The sequence below is a fragment of the Pseudodesulfovibrio sediminis genome (assembly GCF_020886695.1).
In the GTDB taxonomy this organism is placed as follows: Bacteria; Desulfobacterota; Desulfovibrionia; order Desulfovibrionales; family Desulfovibrionaceae; genus Pseudodesulfovibrio; species Pseudodesulfovibrio sediminis.
Map to the genome: position 1 here is coordinate 1,956,917 of NZ_AP024485.1, position 23,952 is coordinate 1,980,868.

Below are 23,952 nucleotides of genomic sequence, written 5' to 3' on the forward strand. Positions count from 1 at the left end.
CCCCCACAGGCTGAACCGGCGGGCGTTCATATCATCTCACATGGAGGTATTGTAATGGGTAAAAAAACCACCCACAAGTTCAAGGCTGAAGTCAGCCAGTTGCTCGATATCCTGGTCCATTCCCTGTATACCAACAAAGAAATTTTCCTGCGCGAGCTCGTTTCCAACGCATCCGATGCACTGGAAAAGGTCCGCTTCAAGGCACAGAGTGACGGTGCGGACGACATCGCCCCGGAGATCCGTATCTCTGCAGATCCCGAAACCAAGACCGTGACCATCACCGACACCGGCATCGGCATGACCCGCGACGAGCTCATGCGCAACATCGGCACCATCGCCCATTCCGGCACGGCCGAGCTGGCCCGTCTGGCCGAAGAAGGCAAGGAATCCCTCGACGCCCTTATCGGTCGCTTCGGCGTCGGGTTCTATTCCGTCTACATGGTGGCGGACGAAGTTTCCGTAACCACCCGCAGTATCGAGGAAGACGCCAAGACCATGGTCTGGACCTCTGACGGGCGCACGGACTACAAGCTGCAGGAGCTAGACGACGACCGGCCCCATGGCACTGAGATCGTGGTCTCCCTCAAGGAAGATCTGGCCGACCAGTTCACCAACGAGGCGCACCTCAAGACCATCATCAACAAGCACTCCAATTTTATCAGCTTCCCCATTCTGGTGGGCGACAAGCGCGTCAACACCATTCAGGCCCTGTGGCGCGAACCCAAGTTCCAGATCACGTCCGAACAGTACGCCGAGTTCTACAAGTTCCTGACCTACGACTCCGAGGACCCGTTTGACACCCTGCACACCTCGGTGGACGCGCCGGTCCAGTTCAATGCCCTCATGTTCGTTCCGCCGTCCGGGGATGATCCCTTTGGCATGGGTCGCGAAAACCGGGGCCTTGACCTGTACGTGCGCCGCGTGCTCATCGAAAAACAGAACAAGAACCTGCTCCCCGAATATCTCGGCTTCATGAAGGGCGTGGTCGACACTGAAGACCTGCCCCTGAATATTTCCCGCGAGACCCTGCAGGACAACATCCTCATGCGCAAGATCAGCTCCACGCTGGTCAAACAGGTCTATAACCACCTCGAAAAGCTCTCCAAGGATGATGCGGATCGCTATAACGAATTCTGGCGCATCCACGGCGAACTGTTCAAGGCAGGCTACATGGACTTCCTGAACAAGGACAAGTTCGGCAAGCTGGTGCGTTTCAACTCCTCGGCATCCGACGACGCCAAAGGGTTGACCTCCTTTGCCGAGTATATCTCCCGCGCCAGGGAAGAGCAGAAGGAAATCTACTACGCATACGGTCCGAGCCGCGAAGCGCTCGGCCTGTCCCCGCACCTCGAAGTCTTCCGCAAGAAAGGCATCGAAGTGCTCTACCTCTTCGAGCCCATCGACGAATTCGTCATGGACTCCCTGCGCGAATTCGACGGCTACACGCTGGTTGCAGCGGAACACGCCGATGTCTCCAAGCTCGACCAGTTCGAGTCCCTGGAAAAAGAGGAGAAGCCCGAAGCCCTCAATGAAGAGCAGCAGTCCACGCTGGACAAACTCATTGCCCGCTTCAAGGACGTGCTCGGCGAATCCGTCACCGAGGTCAAGGCTTCCTCGCGGTTGTCCGAATCCCCGGTCTGCCTGGCCAACCCGGACGGACAGTTCACCTCTTCCATGGACAAGATCATGCGTGTCATGCACAAGGATCACTCCATCCCCGCCAAAGTGCTGGAGGTCAACCCCGACCATCCGCTCGTCCGCAACATGCTGACCATTCTGGAGAAAGACGAAAACGATCCGTTTATCGATCAGGCCGCAAACCAGCTCTTCGAGTCCGCCCTGCTGCTTGAAGGTTACCTCACCGACCCCCACGCCCTGGTGGGCCGGGTGCAGGACCTGCTGACCAAATCCAGCGGCTGGTACGTGGAAACCAACAAATAACCTTCTCCCAAAGATACATGCAAAGGCTCCGAACAGGTTGATACCTGTTCGGAGCCTTTTTTTATCCCCATTCCCCTCTCAGGGCTGCCAATCCGTGCCTAAATGAGTTTCTACTGTCTATATAAGTATTTTTGGAATATGTATAAAGCTAATGAGAGGGAATTTATGACCCACTCTGTAAAGAAGGAGACGGCATGTTACGGAACTTCGGCATCAAAACCCGCATTCTCGCGCTACTTATTCTGCTCATTCTTTCAACGAGCCTGGCCAGTGGAGGGTTCTGGTGGGGTATGATAAACCTCTCTTCCACCGGAACCTCCAGAGCGGAAGAAGCCATGCTGGACGGCTACAAACGGACATTACAATATACGGTTCAAACAATGGTCACCAAAGCCAGCGCTGCGCTGGCCCTCTCCGAAGCCACGGGTGACGCGCGTTGGAATGTGCTCCAATCCGAAATTCAGAAAGTCCGCTTCGGCCAGTCCGGCTATTTTTTCGGCTACAGAACCGACGGCACCTGCATAGCCCACGGCGTAAAGCCATCCATGATCGGACAGATGCGTTTGAACAACAAGGATGTAAAAGGGTCGATGTATATAAAAGAGATGATGAAGAAGGCCCGCGACGGCGGCGGATTCGTCACCTACTGGTTTCCCAAGCCTGGTGAAAAAGAGCCTTCTCCCAAGCTCTCATACGTCCAGTTGGTGCCTGGCACCTCGGACCTCCTGCTGGCTACCGGCGTATATATCGATGAGATCGACAACAAGAAGGCAGCCATCGAAGAAGACCTGAACAGCTTCACGCGCACACTGGTTATGTGGATCGGAATCGCCATTCTCATCGGCCTGGCCGTAGTGGTCGTTCCGCTGTGCCTGCTCATAGCGAAGTCCATTGTCATGCCGCTCGCCAAGTGTGTCGATTTCGCCAAGGAAATCGCAAAAGGTGACCTGAACCATACCCTTGATGACAACAGCAGGGATGAATTCGGCCAGCTTTCCGTTGCCATGGATGATATGCTTACTCAGCTCAAGAGTGTCGTTGTCAACGTCCAGTCCTCCAGTGCCAGTGTGGCTGGTGGTGGCATGGAACTGACCAGTGCGGCTGAAAGCCTGTCCAAGGGCGCGTCCAATCAGGCTGCCAGCGTGGAAGAAGTGGCCTCATCCATGGAAGAAATGACTTCCAACATCCAGCAGAGCGCCCAGAATTCCCGTCAGACTGAAGGTATTGCCCTCAAGGCAGCTCAGGATGTGGAAAAGGGCGGGACAGCCGTGTCCTCCACCGTGGAATCCATGAAGCAGATCGCAGAAAAGATCTCCATTGTCGAAGATATCGCCCGTCAGACCAACCTGCTCGCTCTGAACGCGGCCATTGAAGCGGCGCGTGCCGGTGAACATGGCAAGGGATTTGCGGTGGTTGCAGCTGAAGTGCGGAAGCTGGCCGAACGAAGCGGTCAGGCTGCAGGAGAGATATCCGAGCTGTCCGCTTCCAGCGTCCGAGTGGCGGAAGAGGCGGGCGAAATGCTTGCCCATATGGTCCCGGACATCAAGCGGACTGCCGAACTTATTCAGGAGATCACCGCCGCCTCCAATGAACAGGATGCCGGAGCCTCCCAAATTAACAGCGCGATTCAGGAACTGGACCGTGTGGTGCAGCAGAACGCCTCTGCCTCGGAGGAAGTGGCCTCCACGTCAGAAAGCCTGGCTGCCGAGGCTCAGCAACTGCAACGGGCTGTAAGCTTCTTCCGCGTTAACGATGACAAGGTGGCGCATACCCCACAGTCGCTGCCTGAAGGGGATGACGGTTTCGATCGATTCTAGCCATATCCCCATGATTGACAAAGCCCCCGAACAACGCAGAGTCCGGGGGCTTTGTTTCGCGAAAAAACAGGTAGATCAGTATCCCAGCCCGAGCAGCTTTCGGCACAGATTTGTGGCATAGTGATCCGTCATGCCGGAGATGTAGTCCACAATGGTCATCATGACCTTGTACTGGCAATGGCTGTCTTCACCGGAGATATCGTCCATGGCCTCGGGGCCTATGAGCGCCTTGATCTTGTCGTTGAGACCGGACTGCCTGGCGTGACAGAACTTATCGACATCAGCCATGGTCTGGTCCAGCAGACGCCCCAGGGCATTCTGTGCGCCCAACTCCAATGTCGCCTTGCGACGTGAGAGAAACAGGGTGCCTTTTGTCTGCTCGTACACGTCATGAATCGTCCGGCAGATGCCGGTCACGGATTTCTCCATGAGGCTGGATTTCACGTCAAAAGTGCCGGTCATGATCTCATCGTAGTAGACCTCGAACAGGGCCGCGGCCTCCTGGGTGGCTTCACTGATGAGTTTGGCCCGGAGCACGCTGTTCCGCTGCCTGAAATGGGCCTCCGGGAGCCACGCATAGCGTCCACTGGAATCCAGGCCGAGCGCCCTGGCAAAACGATCATACATGAACTGCTCGTCCAGAATCCCCATCTCGGTGCCGTCCTCGATGTCGATGATGCGATAGCAGATGTCATCGGCGGCTTCGGTCAGGTAGGCCAACGGCGGGCGCGAGTACCGACCGTCAAGGCGAATCAGGCCGAGCGTGTCCGCCACCTTCTCCATGGCCTCGGCCTCGGTCTGAAAATAGCTGAACTTGTCCTTTGCGGCCTTGAACGAAGGCCAGGGATATTTGAGCAACGCACCGATCACTGCATAGGTGGGGCTCATGCCGATCCGCTGAAATCCGGTGCTGAGCAGAATCCGCACGGCCATGGCATTGCCATCGAACCGCGTGAAATCAGCCTCGTACTCCGGCCCGATATGCCGAAAGATGTCGTGTTTGGACTTGAACCAGTCCTTGATGGCCTCTTCGCCGCTATGCCCGAACGGCGGGTTGCCAATATCATGCGCCAGACAGGCGGCCTGCACCGCTTCGCCCACGTCCGTCGGCTGCAACGCCTCTGGCAATTCGCCCTTTTCCTCCAGATAGACTCCGATCAGCTCGCCCAGACTCTTGCCCACCGAAGCGACTTCCAGGCTGTGCGTCAAACGTGAATGGATGTGGTCATTCTCATTGAGAGGATGCACCTGTGTCTTGCGGGCCAGCCGCCGAAAATGGTCACTGAAAATGATACGGTCGATATCTTTCTGAAACGGGCTGCGAATCCCCGTATTTCCATCGTTCCGACCATACCGGGATGTCTCAAGCAACCTGGACCAGTCCATACGCAACACATCGGAGGCCATGCATAATCCTCAAGAAGGTGAAAGGGTTCATACTTATTTCGCCAATACTCACCCATAACGCCCACAGGGTCAACACCGTTCCATTCCCCACGTCACCCCTCTTAACGACTATGAAAGCGGCAGCAACAAAACGACATGCCACGCTCCCAGGACACCGCCACCTCCCCGATCACAGGAGGCTTGGGACAGTGGGCCGAAAACGAGAAAGCCCGGATTTCTCCGGGCTTTCTCGTTTTCGGCCTACAGCGTTGGATCCATGGCCGAGGTCAACAACCTCGCAATATCCATGACGTCAGGCTCGTAGCTGCCGGCAGTCACCTCGGCCTTGAGCCGGGCGATACGCTGGGCGCGCTCCTCCTGTTCCTCCCTGTGAAGGCGGTCCGACTGCGTGGCTTCGAAATCCTCGAAGACCTTGTCGGTCTCAATATCTGCCACACGGTCAGCGCGGCTCTCGTCATAACCCTTCATTAACCCCTCCCTGGGTTATTGAAGTCAGTGGGAAGGTGTCTCACTTCCTTCCCGGGATTCTCCCCTCACCCCGCTGCGACAGCCATTGCCAGCATCCATGCGGACAACTTCTCTCGCAACCAGCAGGATGGTTGCTGCGTATGCCTGTCACACGGACAGGCTCGCGGTTGATATTCTTATCGGACAATCCGGGTGGAATACTTAGGGGTGGCAGTCACTTTTCTATATATTCTTTTATTCAATAATCTTGACATATTACAGTTTCGTATTTTCAACGATAAAAGCCCCTGAAACCGACTTTTGCGGCCCTATTCAAGGCTTTGCGCTCCACAGACAATGACAAGTGATGACAAAACGGTGTATGGACTGGGCATGGCAAAAAGCATGCACACGATCTGCCTCATCGACGCCCCTCCGCAGCTTGTGGACGCGTTCAGAATGACTGGCTCCACAATCCTGACTCTCGCCGCCTCGCCCTTGCCTTTTTTCGATCTCCCGAAGGCGCTTGAAGAGCATGACTGTACCCCAGACCTCGTCCTTCAGGTCGAACGCCTGGGGGTGCGCTCCCTGCTCACCGGGTTGGACGCGGTGGACTGTCCCCTGCTCTTCTGGTGTATCGACCCCCACCTCAACGGCCATTGGCATGACAGCTATGCCCGTCTCTTCGATCTCGTATGCTCCACGCAGAAAGCGTGGATTCCGAAAATCGCGGGCCGGGGCGCACGCGATGTGCGCTGGCTGCCGTGGTTCGGGCAGGAGCAGGAGTGGATGCCGTGGGAAGAGCGCGAACATGGACTGACTTTTGTGGGGCGGATAACGGATCAGCGCCCTGCCCGCAAATGGATGGTGGAATTTTTACAGGAGCGCGCCGCGGCCTTTAATCCGGCCATCCGGGACGCCGTACCGTTTCCCAAAATGATGGAGCTGTACCGCAACTCCCGCATAATCCCCAATGAATCCATTTTCGGCGAAGTGAATTTCAGGCTGTTTGAGGGCGCATCGTGCGGCTGCATGGTGCTCGGCCAGACCATCGGCAGCGAACAGGAAGAGCTTTTCGAGCCGGGCCGGGAGATGGATACGTACAGCCACATTGCCGAGCTGGGCGAAAAACTGGCCCTGTACCTGTCCAATGACCGCTTGACCCGAACCATGGCCAAGGCCGCCCATGCCCGTGTGCGCGCCGAGCACCTACCGGAGCACCGCATGCAGCGCATTGTGGACTATGCCAAAAACGCCAACCGCAATCGGGCCACAGGCGGTGAAGCCGCCAAATGGACCGCGCTCTCCGTATGCAGTCTGTGGGAGGCGGGACAGTTCGCCAGCTCGGTCAAGGAAGTGCTCGACCTGTTGGACGGGGTAGAAAAGGATGGAGAGGTCGCCGCGGCCACACTCCGAGTACAGGCAATGGCCGAAATGCACCCACTGCTGAAGACGAACACCAGGGCGCTCCTGGCCGCAAAGCAATACGAGACCGTGCCCGAACTCAATCTGGCCGCGTCCATGGCCGCGCTCAGGGTCGACCATTTTGATGGGGCAAAGGCCTTCTGGTATCGCCACCTTGAAGCGTCAGAAAAGCGAGCCGCACCACCGAACGACCGCAAGACCCTGCTCACACTCTGGGCGACAGACCTGCAACGGCGGGGCATGCTTGTTCGGCCCGGGTTCAACTTTGATCCCGCACGCCATCTCCCCATGACCGCGGCCGAGTGCCTGCTCGCCATTCTGGCGGACGAGCCGGAGGATATTCCCACCCTGCGGATGCTCGACACCATCCTGCAACCGGTGATGGGCACGGAACAGGCTCGTGTGGGGTTTCTCTCCATACTGACTCTGCATCAACGGGACGAGTGGCGTCTGGCACTGGAAATAGCTCTGGCGAACCTGCGCTCATATCGCCTTGAATCCGGACTTGAGGAGTTGCAGGTGGCGCATGAGATTGCACGGCGTCAGGGGCAGGAAAACGCCTTCCTTCGCGTCCTCAAAGGACGCGACCCCTCCGGTCTGCTGATCAGGAAGATCACACAGAAAACATCTTAGAGTTCTTGTATGGTTTGCAGTTGATCGTCGGTCAGATCAATGAACATGAGGCCCATGGCTGTCGCGCCGCTTTCCGGGTCCTGCAGGGTCCAGCGTACGCTGGAAAAAATCGGCCTCGCACCTGTCAGCCCGTCAATACGCAGGTGGACAAACTGCTCCTCAGGAAAAACATCGCTCAACACAAGATGGCATCCGCCCTGCGAGACATCCATGACCGCCCCTGAAACGGGACAGGTTATGATGGGGTCGTTTTCAACGGCCAGGCAACAGGCAAGGTCAACGTCCTTGCGTTCATGACTCCGGCTGCGTTTTCCCATGGCCTCGAACAGATTGTCGAAGAAGCTCTTCTTGTCATCAAGATAGGCCACAAATCCATGCCTGGGGTTAAGCTTTGTCCGCAGGATGGGAAACACTCCGGCATAATTGAACAAGGTATTCCGGTCGTCTCGCGAGGCGTGCATGACTTTGTCCACTTCCAGTATCAGCCCGGCCATATGCGTGGCCTTGAGATGGGACAGCATGACCTTGATGGACTTCACAAACACGGCCTTGGTGCCCTCCGGATATATCTCGTCACCATAGGTCTTTGGTGTGTCCGTAAGTATGAACAGGGTACAGATTTCAGCCATCTTGAACAGTCCTTTTGAGTCAGCCAGACAATGGGGTTTCTACTGTCATACCGCGTGCGTGACTTTCCGTCCAGCCGGTTATAATTTTCAGTTACTTGTGGTCGTGACCACGCTGATTGTCACACTGCCGTCATGATGTGGGGGACGTGTTCAGGCAATTTGTTTCTAGACTTTTTCTCGAATAATCGACATAGTTTTGTCAGTAGTTGGGAACCTTATCGGAGGTGAAGATGAAATTGATTCGCTGATTCCGGCAACGGAGACACAGTTGTTTATGAACCTTGAGAATCAACATCAAACCCACGGACGGGGGATTATGGCCCAGAAGCACTTTGTCCTCGACACCAACGTCCTCATTGAAAACCCGAAATGTATCACTGCCCTGAGAAACGGGGTGGAAAACCAGGTATATATTCCATATACCGTCCTGACAGAACTCGACGGCCTCAAAAAAGACCCGCGCATAGGACACATCGTATCCCAGGCTGTGCGCGCCATCCTGCAAGACGAACACGTCCACATCTTCCCGCCCGATTTCGCGCTTACCCTCACGGATGACGTGATGGATGATCGCATCCTGAAAGAGATTCTCCACATGGGGCATGAAGATGCGGCGCTCATCACCAATGACCGCATCCTCAAGATCAAGGCCGGATGCTATGGCATTCCGTGCGAGGAATATCGGGACTCCGACCCGTTCCGGTCCGAGTCCCAACGCTATACCGGCTTTGTGGACGAGCAGGATGATCCGGTACACAACTGCTTCAAATGGGAAAACGGCACTCCGGTTTTCCATGGTCCCAACGGACCGAAAGAAATCGGTTACACCAACGAGATATGGGGCGTTAAACCAAGAAGCGTCTACCAGAACCTCGCCTTTGAGCTGATGCTCTGCGAGGGCATTGACCTCGTGTCCATTCAGTCCGAGGCGGGATACGGAAAGACCTTCCTCTCCCTGGCCGCCGCGCTCTATCTGATGCTGGAACGCAAGGACAACCCCTACCGCAAAATCTATCTGGTCAAGCCGGTGGTGGAGATCGGAGCCAAGATGGGCTACCTGCCCGGCGATATCGAGGAGAAAATGCTGCCTTACATCAAGTATGTGCAGGACCTCCTCATCAAGCTGCATGATATCAGGCCAGCCAATCGGGTCTTCGCGGATGTGACCAACGATTCATTCAAATTCAATCCGAAAAAATTCGAGATTCAACCCGTGGCCTTTCTACGCGGCATGAACATCGAGAATGCCGTGGTCATCGTGGATGAAATGCAGAACCTGTCTCGCGGTGAAACCCGCGCCCTGCTTACCCGCATGGGCGAAGGCGTCAAATGTATCTGTCTGGGCGACACGCGTCAGGTGGATAATCCATACCTCAACGAGTCAAATAACGGTCTGAACTGGACAGTACGCAAGCTCAAGGGCTATAAGAATTATGCGCACATGGTTCTCAAGGGCGACCGCTCTCGCGGTCCCATTACGGACATCGTGCTCAAATCCAAACTGTAACCATTCCTTCTGCGCCGGGTATTCAGCCCGGCGCAGAAGAGCCATGGAGTAAATGGTGTTCAGGCATACTTCTCTACCGCTTCTGGCGATTTCCTTTTTGCTCCTCTTGGTTACGGTTGCTCCCGCTCAGCAACCGACTCTGTCCGAGCCTTTGCAGACTGCGACATTCCCCTCGCTGGAATCGGCCATCCGCATCACGGGACCACTGGAATTCTGCAACGAGCCTGTCCCGCTCCACCTGACCGATGTACGGGAACGACTGGAAAAGGAGCTGCTGCTCATGCTCTGGGATCGTGCCCAGGTCATCCTCTGGCTCAAACGCACCGGCCGGTATTTTCCGTACATAGAGAGCATGCTCCGGGCAGAGGACATGCCGGACGACCTCAAGTTCATCGCAGTCATCGAGTCCGCGCTCAAACCGCATGCCGGGTCCAACAAAGGCGCGCGGGGAGTCTGGCAGTTCATCCCGTCCACCGGGCGGAATTATGGCCTGACCGTAAACAGGAATATCGACGAACGACGCAGTTTCTACTTTTCCACCAAGGCGGCTGCGACCTATTTTCAGGAATTGCACGACCTGTTCGGGTCATGGACCATGGCCAGTGCGGCCTACAACATGGGAGAACACGGCCTGGAGGCGCAGGTTGAAAAGCAGGAGGTCAAGGACTACTACCGACTGCATCTGCCGCGAGAAACCCAACGCTATGTACTGCGAGCCGTGGCAGCAAAGCTCATCCTCTCCGATCCGGCCAGATACGGATTTGATCTGCGGCCCGAAGATTATTACAAACCGCTGGCTTTCGACCGGATCAAACTCTCGGTCAAATACCCCACTCCGTTGACTATCGTGGCCAAGGCCGCCAACACCTACTACAAGACCATCAAGGATCTCAATCCGCAGTTGTTGTGCGAGGTCATTCCCAAAGGCGAACACCTCATTTTTCTGCCCAAAGGCGCGGCCGCCAACTTTGCCCAGAGGTATCACCCGCTGATTGCCAAATATCGCAAATCCATCAAGCCAGAGACCTACATTGTCAAGCGAGGGGATTCACTCACAGCCATTGCGCGCATTCACGACATGTCGCTGTTGCAACTGTGCAAGCTGAACAAATTGACGACCAAATCGAATATTCACCCAGGCCAGAAACTCCGGGTCACTCGATAGCATGGCACGGCTTCACGCAGAAGCCGCGCTACAATGAACAGCCCCCAAAGGAAAAAGGCCGCCCATATGGGCGGCCTTTCGTATTGATTGCAGAGCATGCCGTTGCACACAGCCTCGCGTGACTAATCTCCGAGATACGCCTTTCTGATGTCAGGATTACTCAAGAGCTTGTCGGCGTCATCTTCCATGACCACGGTGCCGGTTTCAAGCACATAGCCTCTCTGGGCGGCCTGCAGGGCCAGGTTGGCGTTCTGTTCCACCAGAACGACTGTGACCCCCTGTTTGTTGATCATCTTGATGATGTCGAAGATCTGCTTCACCAGCAGCGGCGCCAGTCCCATGGACGGCTCATCCAGCAGCAACACCTTGGGACGGCTCATGAGCGCACGGCCCATGGCCAGCATCTGCTGTTCGCCGCCGGACAGGGTGCCGCCTAGCTGTTTGCGCCGCTCACGCAGTTTAGGGAAAAGTTCGAACACGCGCTCGATGTCATCCTTCATGCCGCTGGCGTCATTTCGGAAGAACGCGCCCATGTCCAGATTTTCCAGCACGGTCAGCCGGGGGAAGATGCGCCGCCCTTCCGGCACCTGACACAACCCCATGGTCGGCAGGATCTCCGAACCGATGTTGTTGATGCGGTTGCCCTTGTACATGATGTCACCTTCAACCGCCTTGACGATATTGCAGATGGTCATCAACGTGGTGGACTTTCCCGCTCCGTTGGCACCGATGATGGAAACGATCTCGCCCTCGAACACCTTGATGGAGATGCCTTTGAGCGCCTGGATGCGGCCATAGGCCGACACCACGTTTTTCAATTCGAGGATAGGTGTAGCAGACATTATTCGGCCTCCTCGGAACGACGGCCAACCCGTTTCGCGGGCCAGATACCAGCGGGCCGGATAAGCATCATCAAGGTCATGACGCCACCAAAGACGAGCATGCGATAAAGTTCCAGTTCGCGAAAGACCTCAGGCAGAGCCACCAGGGCCAGAACACCGAGAATGACGCCGGGGATGGACCCCATGCCGCCGAGAACGACCATGGCGAGTACCATGGCGGATTCCAGGAAGGAGAAGGATTCAGGGCCGACGAACTTCATGCGCGCGGCAAAGAAGGCTCCGGCGAAACCGGCAAAGGTCGCGCCCATGGCGTAGGCCAGCAGCTTCAGGAGAAAGGTGTTCACGCCCATGAGCTCGGCCGCGGTCTCGTCCTCGCGGATGGCCTCCCAGGCACGTCCGATACGTGAATAGTTGAGGCGGTAGACCGACAGGATCGTGACAATGGCAATGGCCAGTATCACATAATACATTGACCACAGAGGCTTGAAGCCAAAGCCGAACAGATCGGGCCGGGGGATGGACAGGATGCCGTTAGGACCGTTGGTCAGGCTCATCCAGTTGTTCAGGATGAGACGGACGATCTCACCGAATCCCAGAGTGACGATGGCGAGATAATCACCACGCATGCGGAGCGTCGGGTAGCCGACGATGCTGCCCGCAATGGCGGCCGTGACCCCTGCGATGGGCAGACACAGCCAGAACGACAGGCCGAAATGAAGACTCATGAGCGCATAGGTATACGCACCGACTCCGTAGAAAGCGATATAGCCGAGGTCAAGAAGACCGGCCAGGCCGACCACAATATTGAGGCCGAGTCCAAGACAAATGTAGATAAGCACCGAAATGGCGACATCATGCGCGTACCGGCCCGTAACCAGAGGAAAGACAATGGCCACGCCAAGGACGATGGACAACAGAATCCAACGCGGTGTCCTGGCATACAGGGCCTGCAGCCCGCCCGAAGCGGATTTCACAGGATCGCCGACAGCATCGATGTAGCCCGCTTCCTTGACCTGATAAAAAAACATCACAAAAACCGCGGCCACAGCCACGTAGCCAAAGACCTTGAAGGTCGTGCCGAATTCCAACCCGTCGGGCTGGATGCCGAGCATCGGCCAGAGGAGGATCAGGAACCAGACAAGACCGACCCCGCAGGCCAGCCATAATTTTTTAGACTCGTGTATCGTCAACGTTCTCTCCCATGATGCCGGTGGGCTTGAAGTACAGCACACCAATCAAGATGATGAAGGCGAACACGTCTTTATACTCGCCAGAAATATAGCCGGCGGCAAAGATCTCGACCATGCCGATGATCAGTCCGCCCACGAGTGCACCGGTGATATTGCCGATCCCGCCGAGCACGGCAGCGGCAAAGGCCTTGATGCCGGGCACAAAGCCCATGGAATAGCTGACCGAGCCGTAATACAGTCCCACCATGATGCCGGCTGCGGCTGCCAGGGCCGCGCCGATGGCGAAAGTGATGGCAATGATGCGGTTGGAATTGATACCCACCAACGCGGACATGACCTTGTCCTGTGACGTGGCGCGCATGGCCCGACCGATACGAGTCTTGAAGACCAGTAAATTGAGTCCGAGCAGCAACAGCACGGTCAGACTTACAATAAACATCTGCATGTAAGACACGGAAATCAGGCCCCACTCCACTCCGCCGGAAGTGATCTCAGTGGGATAGGCCTTGTCATACACACCCTGGGTGAGCATGAGGCCGTTTTGCAGAAAAATGGACATACCCAGCGCCGAAAGCAGCGCGGCCAGGCGGGAGGCCTGACGCAGGGGCTTGTAGGCGAGTTGTTCCACGGCCATGGCGAGCAGGGCGCAATATCCCATGGCGAGAACCAGCGAGATACCCAGACAGGCATAGGGATGCAGCCCTTGCGCGGACAGATAGGAAATCAGGATCACACCCATATACCCACCGGCAGCAAAGAACTCACCGTGCGCAAAGTTGATGAGCTGAATGATGCCGTAGACCATGGTGTAGCCCAGCGCAATGAGAGCGTAAACGCCTCCGAGCGTGATGCCGTTGATCAATTGTTGGAAGAAAAATTCAAAGTCCATGGGGTTCCAGTGCCGGGACCCCGCATGCGCAGGGTCCCGGAATGTTTAAAGCGTGTTGAAGCTTAGTATTTTTCGCCGGTAAGGGAGTTCCAGTACGGGACGAACTTGCCGTCAGTAATCTTGTACACGGTATAGTTGGAACCGGAATCACCGTTCTCCTGATACTTGACCTGCTTGGAAGCACCGGTGAAGTCGATCTTCAGCAGTGCTTCGCGAACCTTGGCAGGATCGGAGGTACCGGCTTCCTTGACGGCCATCAGGTATGCTGTGGCGGAGTCAAAGGCGTAAGCGGAATAAGCGCCAGGCTCATTGCCGGTCTTTTCCTTGTACTTGGACAGGAATTCCTTGTACTTGGGCGCATCCTTGTCAATGGCACCAAAGGTACAATACATGCCCTCGGAATCACTCTTGGCGATTTCCATGAGCTGGGGATGGTAGACAGCGTCCTGACCCATCAGGATAGCGTCGATGCCCATGCGCTTAGCCTGAATGACCATGAGCGCACCGGTAGCGGAGTTCTGCAGGGAGATGTAGAAGAGATCCGGGTTGGCGGATTTCACCTTGGTCAGCACGGCAGAGTAATCCTTGTCGCCCTGGTTGACGTGGTCATGCTCGAGGACTTCGATGCCGACGGCTTTGGCAGCAGTGGCGACGCCTTCGGCCAGCCCCTGGGAATACGTGGTCTTGTCATCGACGATGAAGATGGTCTTCACATCTTCGACTTCTTTCATGAACTTGACAGCAGCCGGAGCCTGGTGGTCATCACGACCGCAGGTGCGGAACATGTATGGCAGGCCGCGTTCGGTAACCTTGGGGGAAGTAGAGGCAGGAGTCAGCATAATGATGTTCTCTTCTGCCAAAGTCTCGGAAGACGGGATGGTGGAGCTGGAGCAGTAGGCACCCACAACTGCGCTGACTTGATCGTTGATCAGCTTGTTGGCGGCGGCAACTGCCTGCTTGGGATCACAAGCGGTGTCCTGAGGAATGACTTCGATATTGGTGAATCCTTCAATACCACCGGCTTCCTTGAAAACTTCAACGGCAATCTCGGCGCCCTGACGGATATCATTACCGTCAGCGGCATACGGACCGGTCAGAGGGGACATGGTACCGACTTTAAGTACCTTCTCGCCTGCTTTCTCTTCGCCGCAGCCGGCCAGGAACAGGCCCAGAGCGGCCAGGGCCACTGCAAGCACGATTAAACGTTTCATAAAGACTCTCTCCATTGTTGCGGTTTCTGCCAGCCTCTCTTACTGGCCCAAATATGCCTCAATAACTTCAGGGTTGCGCTGGATTTCTTCAGGCAACCCTTCCGCGATCATTACTCCGTGATCAAGCACCACGATCCGCGTACAGATACCCATGACAACTTTCATGTCATGCTCCACCATCAGCACGTTGATACCCAAATCTGTGATGTGTCCGATGGAGTCCATCAGATCCTTGGATTCAGCCGGGTTCAACCCGGCGGCGGGTTCATCCAACAGAATGGTCTGCGGCTCACTGGCCAGGGCGCGGGCTATTTCGAGCCGCCGCTGATGGCCATAGGGCAGGTTGGATGCCACCTCATCGGTAATATCGCCAAGGCCCATGAATTCGAGTGCCTTCTGCGATTTTTCGATGATACGCTCTTCCTCGCGTTTTTGGCTCGGGCTGCGCAAAATGGCTCCGAGCACCCCGGTCTTGGACCGGCTGTGCTGCGCAACCATGCAATTCTCGAGCGCTGTCATATTCTGGAAAAGACGGATGTTCTGGAAAGTGCGGGCTACGCCCATGGACAGCACCTGATAAGGGCGCAGTCCGGTGATGGTAGTGCCATCATAAGAAACAGATCCACTAGAAGCTTTATAAACACCGGTAATTACGTTGAAAACCGTTGTTTTGCCCGCTCCATTGGGTCCGATCAGCCCGATGACTTCCCCCTCTCCTATGGAGAAGCTAACGTCAGTCAAAGCCTGCAACCCACCGAAGCGAACGCATATGTCGTCAAGGATAAGATTTGCCATAAGCACCCGATAAAAAAGTAAAAACGCTTGTCATTATTAGCAACGAAGATCCTGCCATCGAGGGAGTACATCTATTAAGGACATACTTTATATGACAGGTTAGGCTTTACTAACCCATTTGCACAAAAAAGTCTAACGGACGTTGTTTTAAACGATAATCAGATCAAAATTTCACATTATCATAAAAATGCAGAATGTTCTTCGTATTTTTTTCGTCTACAAACAGGCAAACGAGACATTTATTGTGTTTTTACATACAATGCCGTCTAACGCATTGGTTGGACCAATGCTTTTCTTATACATTAAGTTGGTGTAGTTGTCTCCAACCGACACATAACATTTCAGGAGTAAATCAATGCATAAGACCGTATTCATTACCGGAGCCACTGCCGGATTCGGCAAGGCCATGGCAGAACGGTACGCTCATGAGGGATGGAATCTTGTCCTCACAGGTCGCAGGCAGGAACGACTGGATGAGCTTGAAAAGGAATTGGCACCGGCCAAGGTGCACACCCTCTGTTTCGACGTGCGAGACAAACAGGCATGTCAGGAAGCTGTCAGCTCACTGCCCGAAGCATTCGCCTCAATCGATGTTCTCGTAAACAACGCCGGGCTTGCACTCGGTCTCGATCCCGCCCAGAGCAGTGACCTGAGCGACTGGGAGACCATGATCGACACGAATATCAAGGGGCTCATGTACATGACCCGCGCCATCCTGCCCGGCATGGTCGAGCGCGACAAAGGGCACATCGTCAACCTCGGTTCCGTGGCCGGCACTTACCCCTATCCCGGCGGCAACTGCTACGGAGGCACCAAGGCCTTTGTAAACCACTTCTCCAAAAACCTGCTTGCCGACCTGCTCGGCACCAGGATACGCGTTACCAACATAGAGCCCGGCCTGTGCGAAACCGAATTCTCCGTCATCCGCTTCAAAGGCGACAAGGCGTCCGCAAACAAGGTCTATGAAGGAACACAGCCCATCGTGGCCGAAGATATCGCTGAGATCGTCTACTGGACCACCACCCTGCCCCCGCACGTCAATATCAACTCACTCGAAGTCATGCCCGTAGATCAGGCATTCAGCCCCTTCGCTATTAATAGAAGATAAGTTCGCCTCCGGCGGCCAGAGGGGGAACCTTTCGAGAAAGGTTCCCCCTCTGGACTCCCTCTCCAAAGCTTTTTAGCGCCGCCTTCGGCGGGAGAGTATCAACACGTTGCAGTTGAAGTGTATTTGGCCGGAGGGAACAACGGCGCACCATGTTGATACATGATAGGCGTCCTCTCTGACTCAACTCTCGTTCACCCTGTGTTCTTCACAAAAAGGAACGATTGGTATGCCAAAGGCACACAACATCAACTCGCTCTACGCCCACTTAAGACTTGGGAGAGTGGAAAAAGGCGCATTCCCGAAAGAAGACCGTTGTGCCCTTTTCGATGCACAACGGTCTTCTTTCAGATTCGTACTTATATCCCACAAACTTGCGCCAGGGAGATGATTAAACCCTTGATTTGACCCCGGAGAGACCGGTGGAGCCTGCACTCTTGATCGATGTGACCAGTGCATTTTGCTGGAGCATCTGCAAGCCCGGATTGCCTGCCATGTTCATCTGGGCGGAGTCTCCGAAGAGTTGCTCCATATCCTGGCTCAGGGATTGAGCATATACATCCTGCTCGGTATCCAATTCAATTTTTCGCTGCTCAGCTTCTTTTTTTGCGGATTCAACCAAATTCTCGGTCATCGGCATTCCAGAGATTTTACCGATCTCCTGCTGAATAGCCTTGAGTTGCGACTTCTGCCCAGAACTCAGTTCTCCATCTGCCTGGGACGCGATCTGCTGTGCCTGAGACTTCAAACTCTCAATTCGACTCCGATCCTCCTGCGACTCTTGCCCTGGAAAAGGAAGGCCAGCCGATTGCTCCTGCTGTTTTTTCTCCTCTTCCCGTTCGGCAATAGAGCGAAATGTGCGATCACTCCCCTCGTTCGAAACCCTATCCGTCGTTGTTTGCCTCACGAGCCCCATTGAGGACGTAAATAAATCCATTGAAACATTCATACTTGCTCCCTAGGTAAATATTTCCTCCATTGGTTTTCAAGCAAAAATCAGTCCAGAAACACCATCCACTCCTACGACATAATTATTCTATCCTCCCCGGTTACAGGAGGCTTGGGAGAGTGGGTCAGCTGTGCATTTATAGTGAATGTAGCCGAATCTTCGAACCGTACTATACTATATTAATGCCCTCGTGCGATCGGGCGTAACCCGACCGGAGGCGTAGCCTAGCTACGGTGAGGATCGGCCAAGCCCGAAAAAGGTGCAGATGGCCCGCTATCGCAAGCCGCGTCACACCCAGAATAAAAAAAGACCCCACACCGAAAAGGCGCGGGGTCTTATTTTTAAGCGGTAATCCGGGTCTACCAGGTATCGCCACCGAATGCGTCACCACCGAGGCCGAAATCGGCTTCGGGTTCGCCGCCAACGGTCGGGCCGTCGGCCATGCCGCCATCAGCGGCAGGAGCAGCGCCGTCACCGGCAACACCGGCAACCACGACGCCCTGACTCTTGACCTTGTCGACTTCCGCCATCAGGTCAGTGAGCTTCTTGGACATCTCGTCGAGCTTAGTAGAAGCGACGGAGACCTTGTTCTCGCCAGCAGCGTTCTGAGCTTCGATGGTCTTGACCTGTGCCTCGAGCGGGCTGATCTTGGCTTCGAGCTCTGCTTTCTCGGCGGTCAGCTTTTCAACCTCAGCCTGGAGAGCAGCTTTGTCTGCTTTGAGAGCGGCCATGATGTCGAGGACAGCCTGAGCGCGGGTAGCCTCGCCTTCGGGCAGGGCTTCTATTTTGACCTGGTTGCCGAGAGCGGAAATGTCGCCTTCAGCATATGCGGTCAGTTTGGGTTCTTGTTCGTAGATCCAAGCCTTGGACAGTGCCTGTGCCACAGGGGCAATATCAGCGTCCACGGTCTCGGCCTGAGTGATGTAAGCCAGCATATCGAGCTGAGCCTGATCCGCAGCTTCGCCGCGAAGGACAGACACGAAAGCGTTCATGGGGAAAACCTTAGCTTCAGCCATTTGATGCCTCCTTAATTAAGTAAGCTTCTTTTGTATATTCACCAAGGCGACTATTTGTCAGCGCCCATGGGGATACGACCAATTTTCTTGGCGTAAGACAATGCCACAGTACGGTAAACCAGGTGACCCAACTTGGACCACGGCAGGTAGGCGAGCATCATGAAGACCGCAATCAGGTGCACGTAGTACACGGGGTAGGCGAGCAGAGCCAAGCCCAGGATGCGGAAGACGAATGCGCCCAGACCGGTCAGGAAGATAGTCCAGACCAGAGTGATCAGGTACCAGTCATACCAGCTGGAAGACTGCTTGGCCTGATCGAGGTTCACGCGACGTTTGGTCAACGCGATGAGACCGTAGACACCCAGGCCCGCGCCAACAAAGGCGAGGAGCTTGATGGGGTGGTACAGCGGCATCGGAGTATGACCGATGGCGGCAACGATGCCACCCAGGCCGTGAATACCCAGAGTATTCAGGAGCCATCCGCCCCAGTGACCGGTAGCGACAACGCCAGTGACGACCATCAGGCAGATGAAACCGAACATGAGCATCTTGTGACCGCCTGCGCGTTTCACATCAAGCTCATCGGAGTGATCATCGTTGCAGTCATTGAACTGAGTGTGTTGCAGAATCTCATACTTGACCGTATCGATCAGGCAGGAGCAGAAGCACGGCTCTTCTTTACGACCAACAATGAAGGTCTTGGGCTGGCCATCAAAGGCTTTCAGCATATTGCGAACGCCTGCGTAGAAGCCCCACACCATGAACAGGAAGACGATCATGAAGATCGGGTCAATGGTGTAATCGCCGGGGAACAGGCCGCCGAATGCGATCTGTCCGCCCTCTTTGACGGCTACCCAGTGATGTTCGACAAACTCGAACCGGGGCAGGAAGGAACCGAGTCTCGTTGCCTGCAGGACCCAAATAATCGCATACAGAATGCCCGGAACCAGAGCCAGAGGCAGCATGCCGCTGGAGCTGGACATCAGCTTACCGATGATCGGCAGCGGAGCCAAATTGCGATAGGCCATGTTGCGCAGAGCGGACAACAGGTCGCCCGGTTTTGCGCCACGGGGGCAGAGATCGGAACAGGTGCCGCAGTTGTGGCACAGCCAGATATCAATATCGTTAACCAGGCGGTCCTTGAGTCCCCACTGAGCCCAGACCATCTCTTTACGAGGGTACGGGTTGTCATCGGGAGACAGCGGACACACGACAGAGCATGTGGCGCACTGGTAGCATTTTTTCAGAGAGTCGCCGCCGACGGCCTGCAACTCTTTCACGAACTTAAGGTCCGGTTGTACCTTGACGGTATTAGACATGCCGTACCTCCTAGTAACCCTTGAACGGGTTGGGGCCGAAGTTGGTGGTGATATTCTCAACGAACTCGTCGATCATGGCCGGAACCTGATCGTACATATCGATGGAAACCTCGTACTGCTCAACACGTTCAGGCTCGACACCGAGACGTCCGAGGGACTCAGCGATGTTTTCCTTACGACGGTTACACAGTTCGGAACCCTTGACGAAGTGGCACTGATAGTCATCGCCGTATTTGCAGCCGAGCATCATCACGCCGTCAACACCCTTGGACATTGCATCAGCAACCCAGATGGCGTTGACCGAACCGAGACAACGGACGGGAATGAAGCGGACATACGGAGACCAGGACTTGCCGCGCATGGCAGCCATGTCCAGAGCCGGGTAGGCATCGTTCTCGCAACACAGGACGATGATGCGCGGGCCACCTTCTTCCAGGGTATCGGGAACTTTGACTTCCTTGATGGCCTGACCGATCTGGGAGATGCCGTAGTTGGAGAAGGAGATGACACGTTCCGGACAGGCCCCCATGCAGGTACCGCAACGGCGGCAACGCGTGGGGTTCGGAAGCGGCGTACCCTTCTCGTCATCATCCAGAGCGCCGAACGGGCATTCCTCGGTGCAACGTTTACACTGCGTACAGCGCATGAAGTTGAACTCGGGGAAGCTCAGGTCACCGGAGCGGGGGTGTACGGACATACCGCGGTTGGCGGATTCGATACACTGGATTGCCTTCAAGGCAGCACCGGCTGCATCCTCTGCTGCGAGGCCAAGGCCCATGGGCTGACGCACACAACCAGCGGCGTAAACACCGGTACGGCGGGTCTCGTAGGGGAAGCAGATGTAGTTGGAATCAGCGAACCCGTCGAACAGCTCGAGGTCGGGGAATGCCGGACCCTGGCGGTAGACGAAGTTCATGGTCGGCTCAGCAGCAGTGGTCGGAACCACGGCGGTCGGGACGACAACCAGGTCGGCGGCCAGTTCAATGTCAGCGCCGAGCAAGGTGTTTTTGGCAGTGATGACTGCGGAAGAACCGACCTGGGAAACACCTGTGACGGTACCCTTGGTCAGCATGATGCCCGGATCGTCCTGAGCTGCCTGATAGTACTTCTCGTTAATGCCGGGGACCATCATGTGATCGTAAATCACATAGGCCGTGGCATCGGGAGCAAGCTCACGCACGTAGTTGGCATGCTTCAGAGCGACCAGCGAAGTCAACTCGGAAGAGTATGCCAGATGCTTGGCGGATTCCTTGTCGGAGTAATCAAAGACTTCACATTCATCTTCTTCAGTGGACGACTCGCCGCACGGCAGCTCTTCTTCGCACGCCTCGCCACATTCGCCGTACACCACATCCTTGGTCAGGAGAGACGTATCGACAATGAAGGCCACGGAAGACGGGGTCTTTCCGTCAGGAGTCTTGATGCCGTCGCCTGCTGCCATTGCTTCAAACTCGGCAGAGGTAACGACGTTCTTGACGGTGCCGTATCCCAGAGGAGCCAGGAACTTGGTCTTGCCGGGGACAAAACCGGTGGACATGACGACCGCGCCGATTTCGTATTCAGTACCGGCGATAGTGGCCTTGTACTGAGCAGGTGCACCAGCCAGAGCCTCAATCGTGGCACCGGTGATGACCTGAATCTTATCATTGGCTTCCACCTTGGCAATAAGGTCCGCTACGTCGATCTGCTGTTCGCGATCGGAGAAGGGAGCGCCAAGAGGGAAGGATTTATACATGGTAGCAGCCTTACCACCCAGCGTATCGGCCTTTTCGACCAGGACCACGGGGTAGCCCAAGCTGGCAGCATTCAGCGCTGCATTCAGACCGGCCCAACCACCACCTACAACCAAAACGGTTTTGAAGGCTTCCGGGAATTCCGGTTCGGGAATCTTGCTGTTGAACATCTTGATGATGCCCATGTTGACGTAGTCCTTGGCAATGACTTCCATCTGGCCAGGGAACTGCGGGTCTTCCTGGTAGGACCACACGCACTGCTCACGCAGAGACACGCGTTCCACCTGGACTTTCTCGCCGAACTTGAACACGTCCCACTTGGCGCGGGGCGTACAGGCGCAGCAAACCACGCCATCCAGTCCATGTTCAGCAATATCGGCCTCGATCATGGCCTTGCCTTCCGGGCTACAGAGAACCGGGTTGGACTTGGCCACGGTAACATAGGAGGAGTGTTTGCCGTTGGCAGAGAACTCGGCCAGGGCGTCAACATCGAGATTATCCCCGATGTCGCAACCTCCACAAATATAAACTCCAAGCTTTTCAGCCATTGGTTACCTCCCTACCACGGTTTGAATCGCTTTCATCGCGGCAGCTGTGCCGGACTGGGCGCTCTTCATGACATCAAAAGGCTGCTTGGCACAACCAGCAGCAATGATGCCTTCGCCGTCAATGACGAAACCGTCAGCGTCCTTGGCGCCAGCCGGGACGTCGAGACCAGCGCAGCTGGGCTCCATGCCGGTGGCCAGAACAACCATGTCGAACGTCTCTTCGGACTTGATGCCCGTCAAAGCGTTCTCAACGGTGACGATGGGGTTGCCTTGGGCGTCTTCGACGATGCCGGCGACCTTGCCCTTCACCAGGCTGAGCTTTTCGTCATTCTCGGTGATGGACTTGAACTTGTCGTAACGACCGGGGGTGCGCAGATCAATGTAATAGATCGTTGCAGCGGCATCGGAACGTTCCCGGACGTAGCGGACATGCTTCAGAGAAGCCATACAGCAAATGTAGGAACAGTAGTTCAGGTGATTCTGGTCACGGGACCCCGCACACTGGACAAAAGCGATCTTCTTGGGCTCTGCGCCGTCGGAAGGACGTTGAATCTTGCCGTTGGTGGGGCCGCTCGGTGCGCACAGACGCTCGAACTGCATGTTGGTGACCACGTTCTTAAGAGCGCCGCCACCCAGGTTGGTCAGGTTGGAAACATCATACGGCTTCCAGCCAGTGGCCACGACAATGGCGCCTACGGCCAGGTCGATGGTCTTGGGTGCATCTTCCAGATCAACTGCGCCGTACGGGCAGGAAGCCTTGATGGCAGCCAGCTCGGATTCGGATGCGTTTTCTGCATCCACGACGTAGCGCATGGGGAACATGAACGGATGGGTCTTGTATGCCAGACCACGAGAGCCGGTGCCGAAATCAAATTCGGAAGAGATCTGCGTGCCGGTGGCTTTCTCACAATCGCCACAGGCAGTACACTTTTCATTCACGTAGCGAGGACGCTGCGTGATCTTGACGTCATAATTTCCGGCAGTGCCAGAAACAGACGCAACGTCAGCCATGGTAATGACTTTGACGTTGGGGTTGTTCTTAATCCGCTGGAACTGAATCTCTAGCCCGCAGGACGGGGGGCACAGCTTTGGAAAATACTGATTCAGCTGTGCGACCCTGCCACCCAGGTAGGGATTCGTTTCAACTATGTAAACCTCGTAGCCGAGTTCGGCGGCTTCGAGGGCGGCGGTGATTCCTGCGAATCCTCCACCTACAACGAGAATACTGTTGTTCGACATTCTCTTAACTCCTCCCGAATAAAGTTGAGGCTCAAGCCAACAAAATGGCCTAAACCCGGACCGGGAGCCCGTTCCCGGCCCGGATTCAGACCATTTTAGCCCCGGATAACTAGAAGTGTCCGCGGGCCGGGGGCCCGCGGACACG

Annotated in this window: 19 protein-coding genes; 6 read left to right on the forward strand and 13 right to left on the reverse strand. The window is 55.7% G+C overall.

From position 1 onward, the window contains the following. Positions 1–54 precede the first annotated feature (54 nt). Both htpG and SRBAKS_RS09460 read left to right on the forward strand, forming a co-directional pair. Positions 55–1,941 (forward strand): molecular chaperone HtpG, encoded by a 1,887-nt coding sequence (htpG, locus tag SRBAKS_RS09455; protein WP_229590627.1) that lies wholly within the window; start codon positions 55–57, stop codon positions 1,939–1,941. 194 nt (positions 1,942–2,135) lie between these two features. Beyond that, a complete protein-coding gene (locus SRBAKS_RS09460; RefSeq protein ID WP_229590628.1) occupies positions 2,136–3,758 on the forward strand; it encodes a methyl-accepting chemotaxis protein in 1,623 nt (540 codons plus the stop codon). Between the two features lie 75 nt (positions 3,759–3,833). On the opposite strand, the gene dgt is transcribed toward SRBAKS_RS09460, so the two are convergent. Beyond that, positions 3,834–5,165: a dGTP triphosphohydrolase gene (gene dgt, locus SRBAKS_RS09465; protein WP_229590629.1), complete on the reverse strand. Its 1,332-nt coding sequence runs from the start codon at positions 5,163–5,165 to the stop codon at positions 3,834–3,836. Between the two features lie 240 nt (positions 5,166–5,405). After that, positions 5,406–5,633, reverse strand: coding sequence for a flagellar biosynthesis anti-sigma factor FlgM (locus tag SRBAKS_RS09470; RefSeq protein WP_229590630.1), 228 nt, complete (start codon positions 5,631–5,633; stop codon positions 5,406–5,408). 372 nt (positions 5,634–6,005) lie between these two features. Here SRBAKS_RS09470 and SRBAKS_RS09475 point away from each other — a divergent pair, with 372 nt between their 5' ends. Beyond that, positions 6,006–7,670: a glycosyltransferase family protein gene (locus tag SRBAKS_RS09475; protein ID WP_229590631.1), complete on the forward strand. Its 1,665-nt coding sequence runs from the start codon at positions 6,006–6,008 to the stop codon at positions 7,668–7,670. Here SRBAKS_RS09475 and SRBAKS_RS09480 read toward each other — a convergent pair. Continuing rightward, the gene (locus tag SRBAKS_RS09480; protein WP_229590632.1) at positions 7,667–8,299 is read right to left on the reverse strand and encodes a PilZ domain-containing protein; all 633 of its coding nucleotides are present in this window, start codon (positions 8,297–8,299) and stop codon (positions 7,667–7,669) included. The genes SRBAKS_RS09475 and SRBAKS_RS09480 overlap by 4 nt on opposite strands. Positions 8,300–8,615: 316 nt before the next feature. Here SRBAKS_RS09480 and SRBAKS_RS09485 point away from each other — a divergent pair, with 316 nt between their 5' ends. Beyond that, on the forward strand, positions 8,616–9,806 hold the full coding sequence (locus SRBAKS_RS09485) for a PhoH family protein (protein ID WP_229590633.1): 1,191 nt from the start codon (positions 8,616–8,618) through the stop codon (positions 9,804–9,806). 97 nt (positions 9,807–9,903) lie between these two features. Beyond that, positions 9,904–10,971: a lytic transglycosylase domain-containing protein gene (locus SRBAKS_RS09490; protein ID WP_229590634.1), complete on the forward strand. Its 1,068-nt coding sequence runs from the start codon at positions 9,904–9,906 to the stop codon at positions 10,969–10,971. Positions 10,972–11,093: 122 nt separating this feature from the next. Here SRBAKS_RS09490 and SRBAKS_RS09495 read toward each other — a convergent pair whose 3' ends face one another. The 5 genes from SRBAKS_RS09495 to SRBAKS_RS09515 all read right to left on the reverse strand — a co-directional run bounded on the left by SRBAKS_RS09495 (position 11,094) and on the right by SRBAKS_RS09515 (position 15,898). Continuing rightward, a complete protein-coding gene (locus SRBAKS_RS09495) occupies positions 11,094–11,813 on the reverse strand; it encodes an ABC transporter ATP-binding protein (RefSeq protein WP_229590635.1) in 720 nt (239 codons plus the stop codon). After that, positions 11,813–13,003 carry an ABC transporter permease subunit gene (locus SRBAKS_RS09500; RefSeq protein ID WP_229590636.1) on the reverse strand — a complete coding sequence of 397 codons (1,191 nt, stop codon included), beginning with the start codon at positions 13,001–13,003 and terminating at the stop codon, positions 11,813–11,815. The genes SRBAKS_RS09495 and SRBAKS_RS09500 overlap by 1 nt, the downstream gene beginning before the upstream one ends. Then, entirely contained in the window at positions 12,984–13,892 is a 909-nt protein-coding gene (locus SRBAKS_RS09505) for a branched-chain amino acid ABC transporter permease (RefSeq protein WP_229590637.1), read from the reverse strand. Before SRBAKS_RS09505 ends, SRBAKS_RS09500 begins: the two co-directional genes overlap by 20 nt. Before the next feature lie 62 nt (positions 13,893–13,954). Beyond that, the gene (locus SRBAKS_RS09510) at positions 13,955–15,103 is read right to left on the reverse strand and encodes a branched-chain amino acid ABC transporter substrate-binding protein (protein ID WP_229590638.1); all 1,149 of its coding nucleotides are present in this window, start codon (positions 15,101–15,103) and stop codon (positions 13,955–13,957) included. 39 nt (positions 15,104–15,142) lie between these two features. Then, complete coding sequence (locus SRBAKS_RS09515; protein ID WP_229590639.1) at positions 15,143–15,898, reverse strand: ABC transporter ATP-binding protein; 756 nt, start codon at positions 15,896–15,898, stop codon at positions 15,143–15,145. Between the two features lie 355 nt (positions 15,899–16,253). Here SRBAKS_RS09515 and SRBAKS_RS09520 point away from each other — a divergent pair, with 355 nt between their 5' ends. Next, the gene (locus tag SRBAKS_RS09520; RefSeq protein ID WP_229590640.1) at positions 16,254–17,006 is read left to right on the forward strand and encodes an SDR family oxidoreductase; all 753 of its coding nucleotides are present in this window, start codon (positions 16,254–16,256) and stop codon (positions 17,004–17,006) included. A gap of 388 nt (positions 17,007–17,394) precedes the next feature. Here the strand turns inward: SRBAKS_RS09520 and SRBAKS_RS09525 are convergent, their stop codons facing one another. The 5 genes from SRBAKS_RS09525 to SRBAKS_RS09545 form a co-directional block, all read right to left on the reverse strand. After that, entirely contained in the window at positions 17,395–17,952 is a 558-nt protein-coding gene (locus SRBAKS_RS09525) for a hypothetical protein (RefSeq protein WP_229590641.1), read from the reverse strand. A 359-nt stretch (positions 17,953–18,311) separates the two neighbouring features. Beyond that, on the reverse strand, positions 18,312–18,968 hold the full coding sequence (locus SRBAKS_RS09530) for a hypothetical protein (RefSeq protein WP_229590642.1): 657 nt from the start codon (positions 18,966–18,968) through the stop codon (positions 18,312–18,314). 50 nt (positions 18,969–19,018) lie between these two features. Then, a complete protein-coding gene (gene qmoC / locus SRBAKS_RS09535; protein ID WP_229590643.1) occupies positions 19,019–20,287 on the reverse strand; it encodes a quinone-interacting membrane-bound oxidoreductase complex subunit QmoC in 1,269 nt (422 codons plus the stop codon). Positions 20,288–20,297: 10 nt separating this feature from the next. Beyond that, positions 20,298–22,568, reverse strand: a complete 2,271-nt coding sequence (locus SRBAKS_RS09540) for a hydrogenase iron-sulfur subunit (RefSeq protein ID WP_229590644.1) — start codon at positions 22,566–22,568, stop codon at positions 20,298–20,300. Positions 22,569–22,571: 3 nt separating this feature from the next. Beyond that, the gene (locus SRBAKS_RS09545; protein WP_283816445.1) at positions 22,572–23,951 is read right to left on the reverse strand and encodes a CoB--CoM heterodisulfide reductase iron-sulfur subunit A family protein; all 1,380 of its coding nucleotides are present in this window, start codon (positions 23,949–23,951) and stop codon (positions 22,572–22,574) included. Between the last annotated feature and the right edge of the window lies 1 nt (position 23,952).

Coding starts and splice junctions, on each gene's coding strand:
- htpG (WP_229590627.1), top strand. CDS start 55: ATGGGTAAAAAAACCACCCACAAGTTCAAGGCTGAAGTCAGCCAGTTG.
- qmoC (WP_229590643.1), bottom strand. CDS start 20,287: ATGTCTAATACCGTCAAGGTACAACCGGACCTTAAGTTCGTGAAAGAG.
- dgt (WP_229590629.1), bottom strand. CDS start 5,165: ATGGCCTCCGATGTGTTGCGTATGGACTGGTCCAGGTTGCTTGAGACA.
- SRBAKS_RS09505 (WP_229590637.1), bottom strand. CDS start 13,892: ATGGACTTTGAATTTTTCTTCCAACAATTGATCAACGGCATCACGCTC.
- SRBAKS_RS09475 (WP_229590631.1), top strand. CDS start 6,006: ATGGCAAAAAGCATGCACACGATCTGCCTCATCGACGCCCCTCCGCAG.
- SRBAKS_RS09520 (WP_229590640.1), top strand. CDS start 16,254: ATGCATAAGACCGTATTCATTACCGGAGCCACTGCCGGATTCGGCAAG.
- SRBAKS_RS09525 (WP_229590641.1), bottom strand. CDS start 17,952: ATGAATGTTTCAATGGATTTATTTACGTCCTCAATGGGGCTCGTGAGG.
- SRBAKS_RS09485 (WP_229590633.1), top strand. CDS start 8,616: ATGGCCCAGAAGCACTTTGTCCTCGACACCAACGTCCTCATTGAAAAC.
- SRBAKS_RS09515 (WP_229590639.1), bottom strand. CDS start 15,898: ATGGCAAATCTTATCCTTGACGACATATGCGTTCGCTTCGGTGGGTTG.
- SRBAKS_RS09480 (WP_229590632.1), bottom strand. CDS start 8,299: ATGGCTGAAATCTGTACCCTGTTCATACTTACGGACACACCAAAGACC.
- SRBAKS_RS09540 (WP_229590644.1), bottom strand. CDS start 22,568: ATGGCTGAAAAGCTTGGAGTTTATATTTGTGGAGGTTGCGACATCGGG.
- SRBAKS_RS09460 (WP_229590628.1), top strand. CDS start 2,136: ATGTTACGGAACTTCGGCATCAAAACCCGCATTCTCGCGCTACTTATT.
- SRBAKS_RS09470 (WP_229590630.1), bottom strand. CDS start 5,633: ATGAAGGGTTATGACGAGAGCCGCGCTGACCGTGTGGCAGATATTGAG.
- SRBAKS_RS09530 (WP_229590642.1), bottom strand. CDS start 18,968: ATGGCTGAAGCTAAGGTTTTCCCCATGAACGCTTTCGTGTCTGTCCTT.
- SRBAKS_RS09510 (WP_229590638.1), bottom strand. CDS start 15,103: ATGAAACGTTTAATCGTGCTTGCAGTGGCCCTGGCCGCTCTGGGCCTG.
- SRBAKS_RS09495 (WP_229590635.1), bottom strand. CDS start 11,813: ATGTCTGCTACACCTATCCTCGAATTGAAAAACGTGGTGTCGGCCTAT.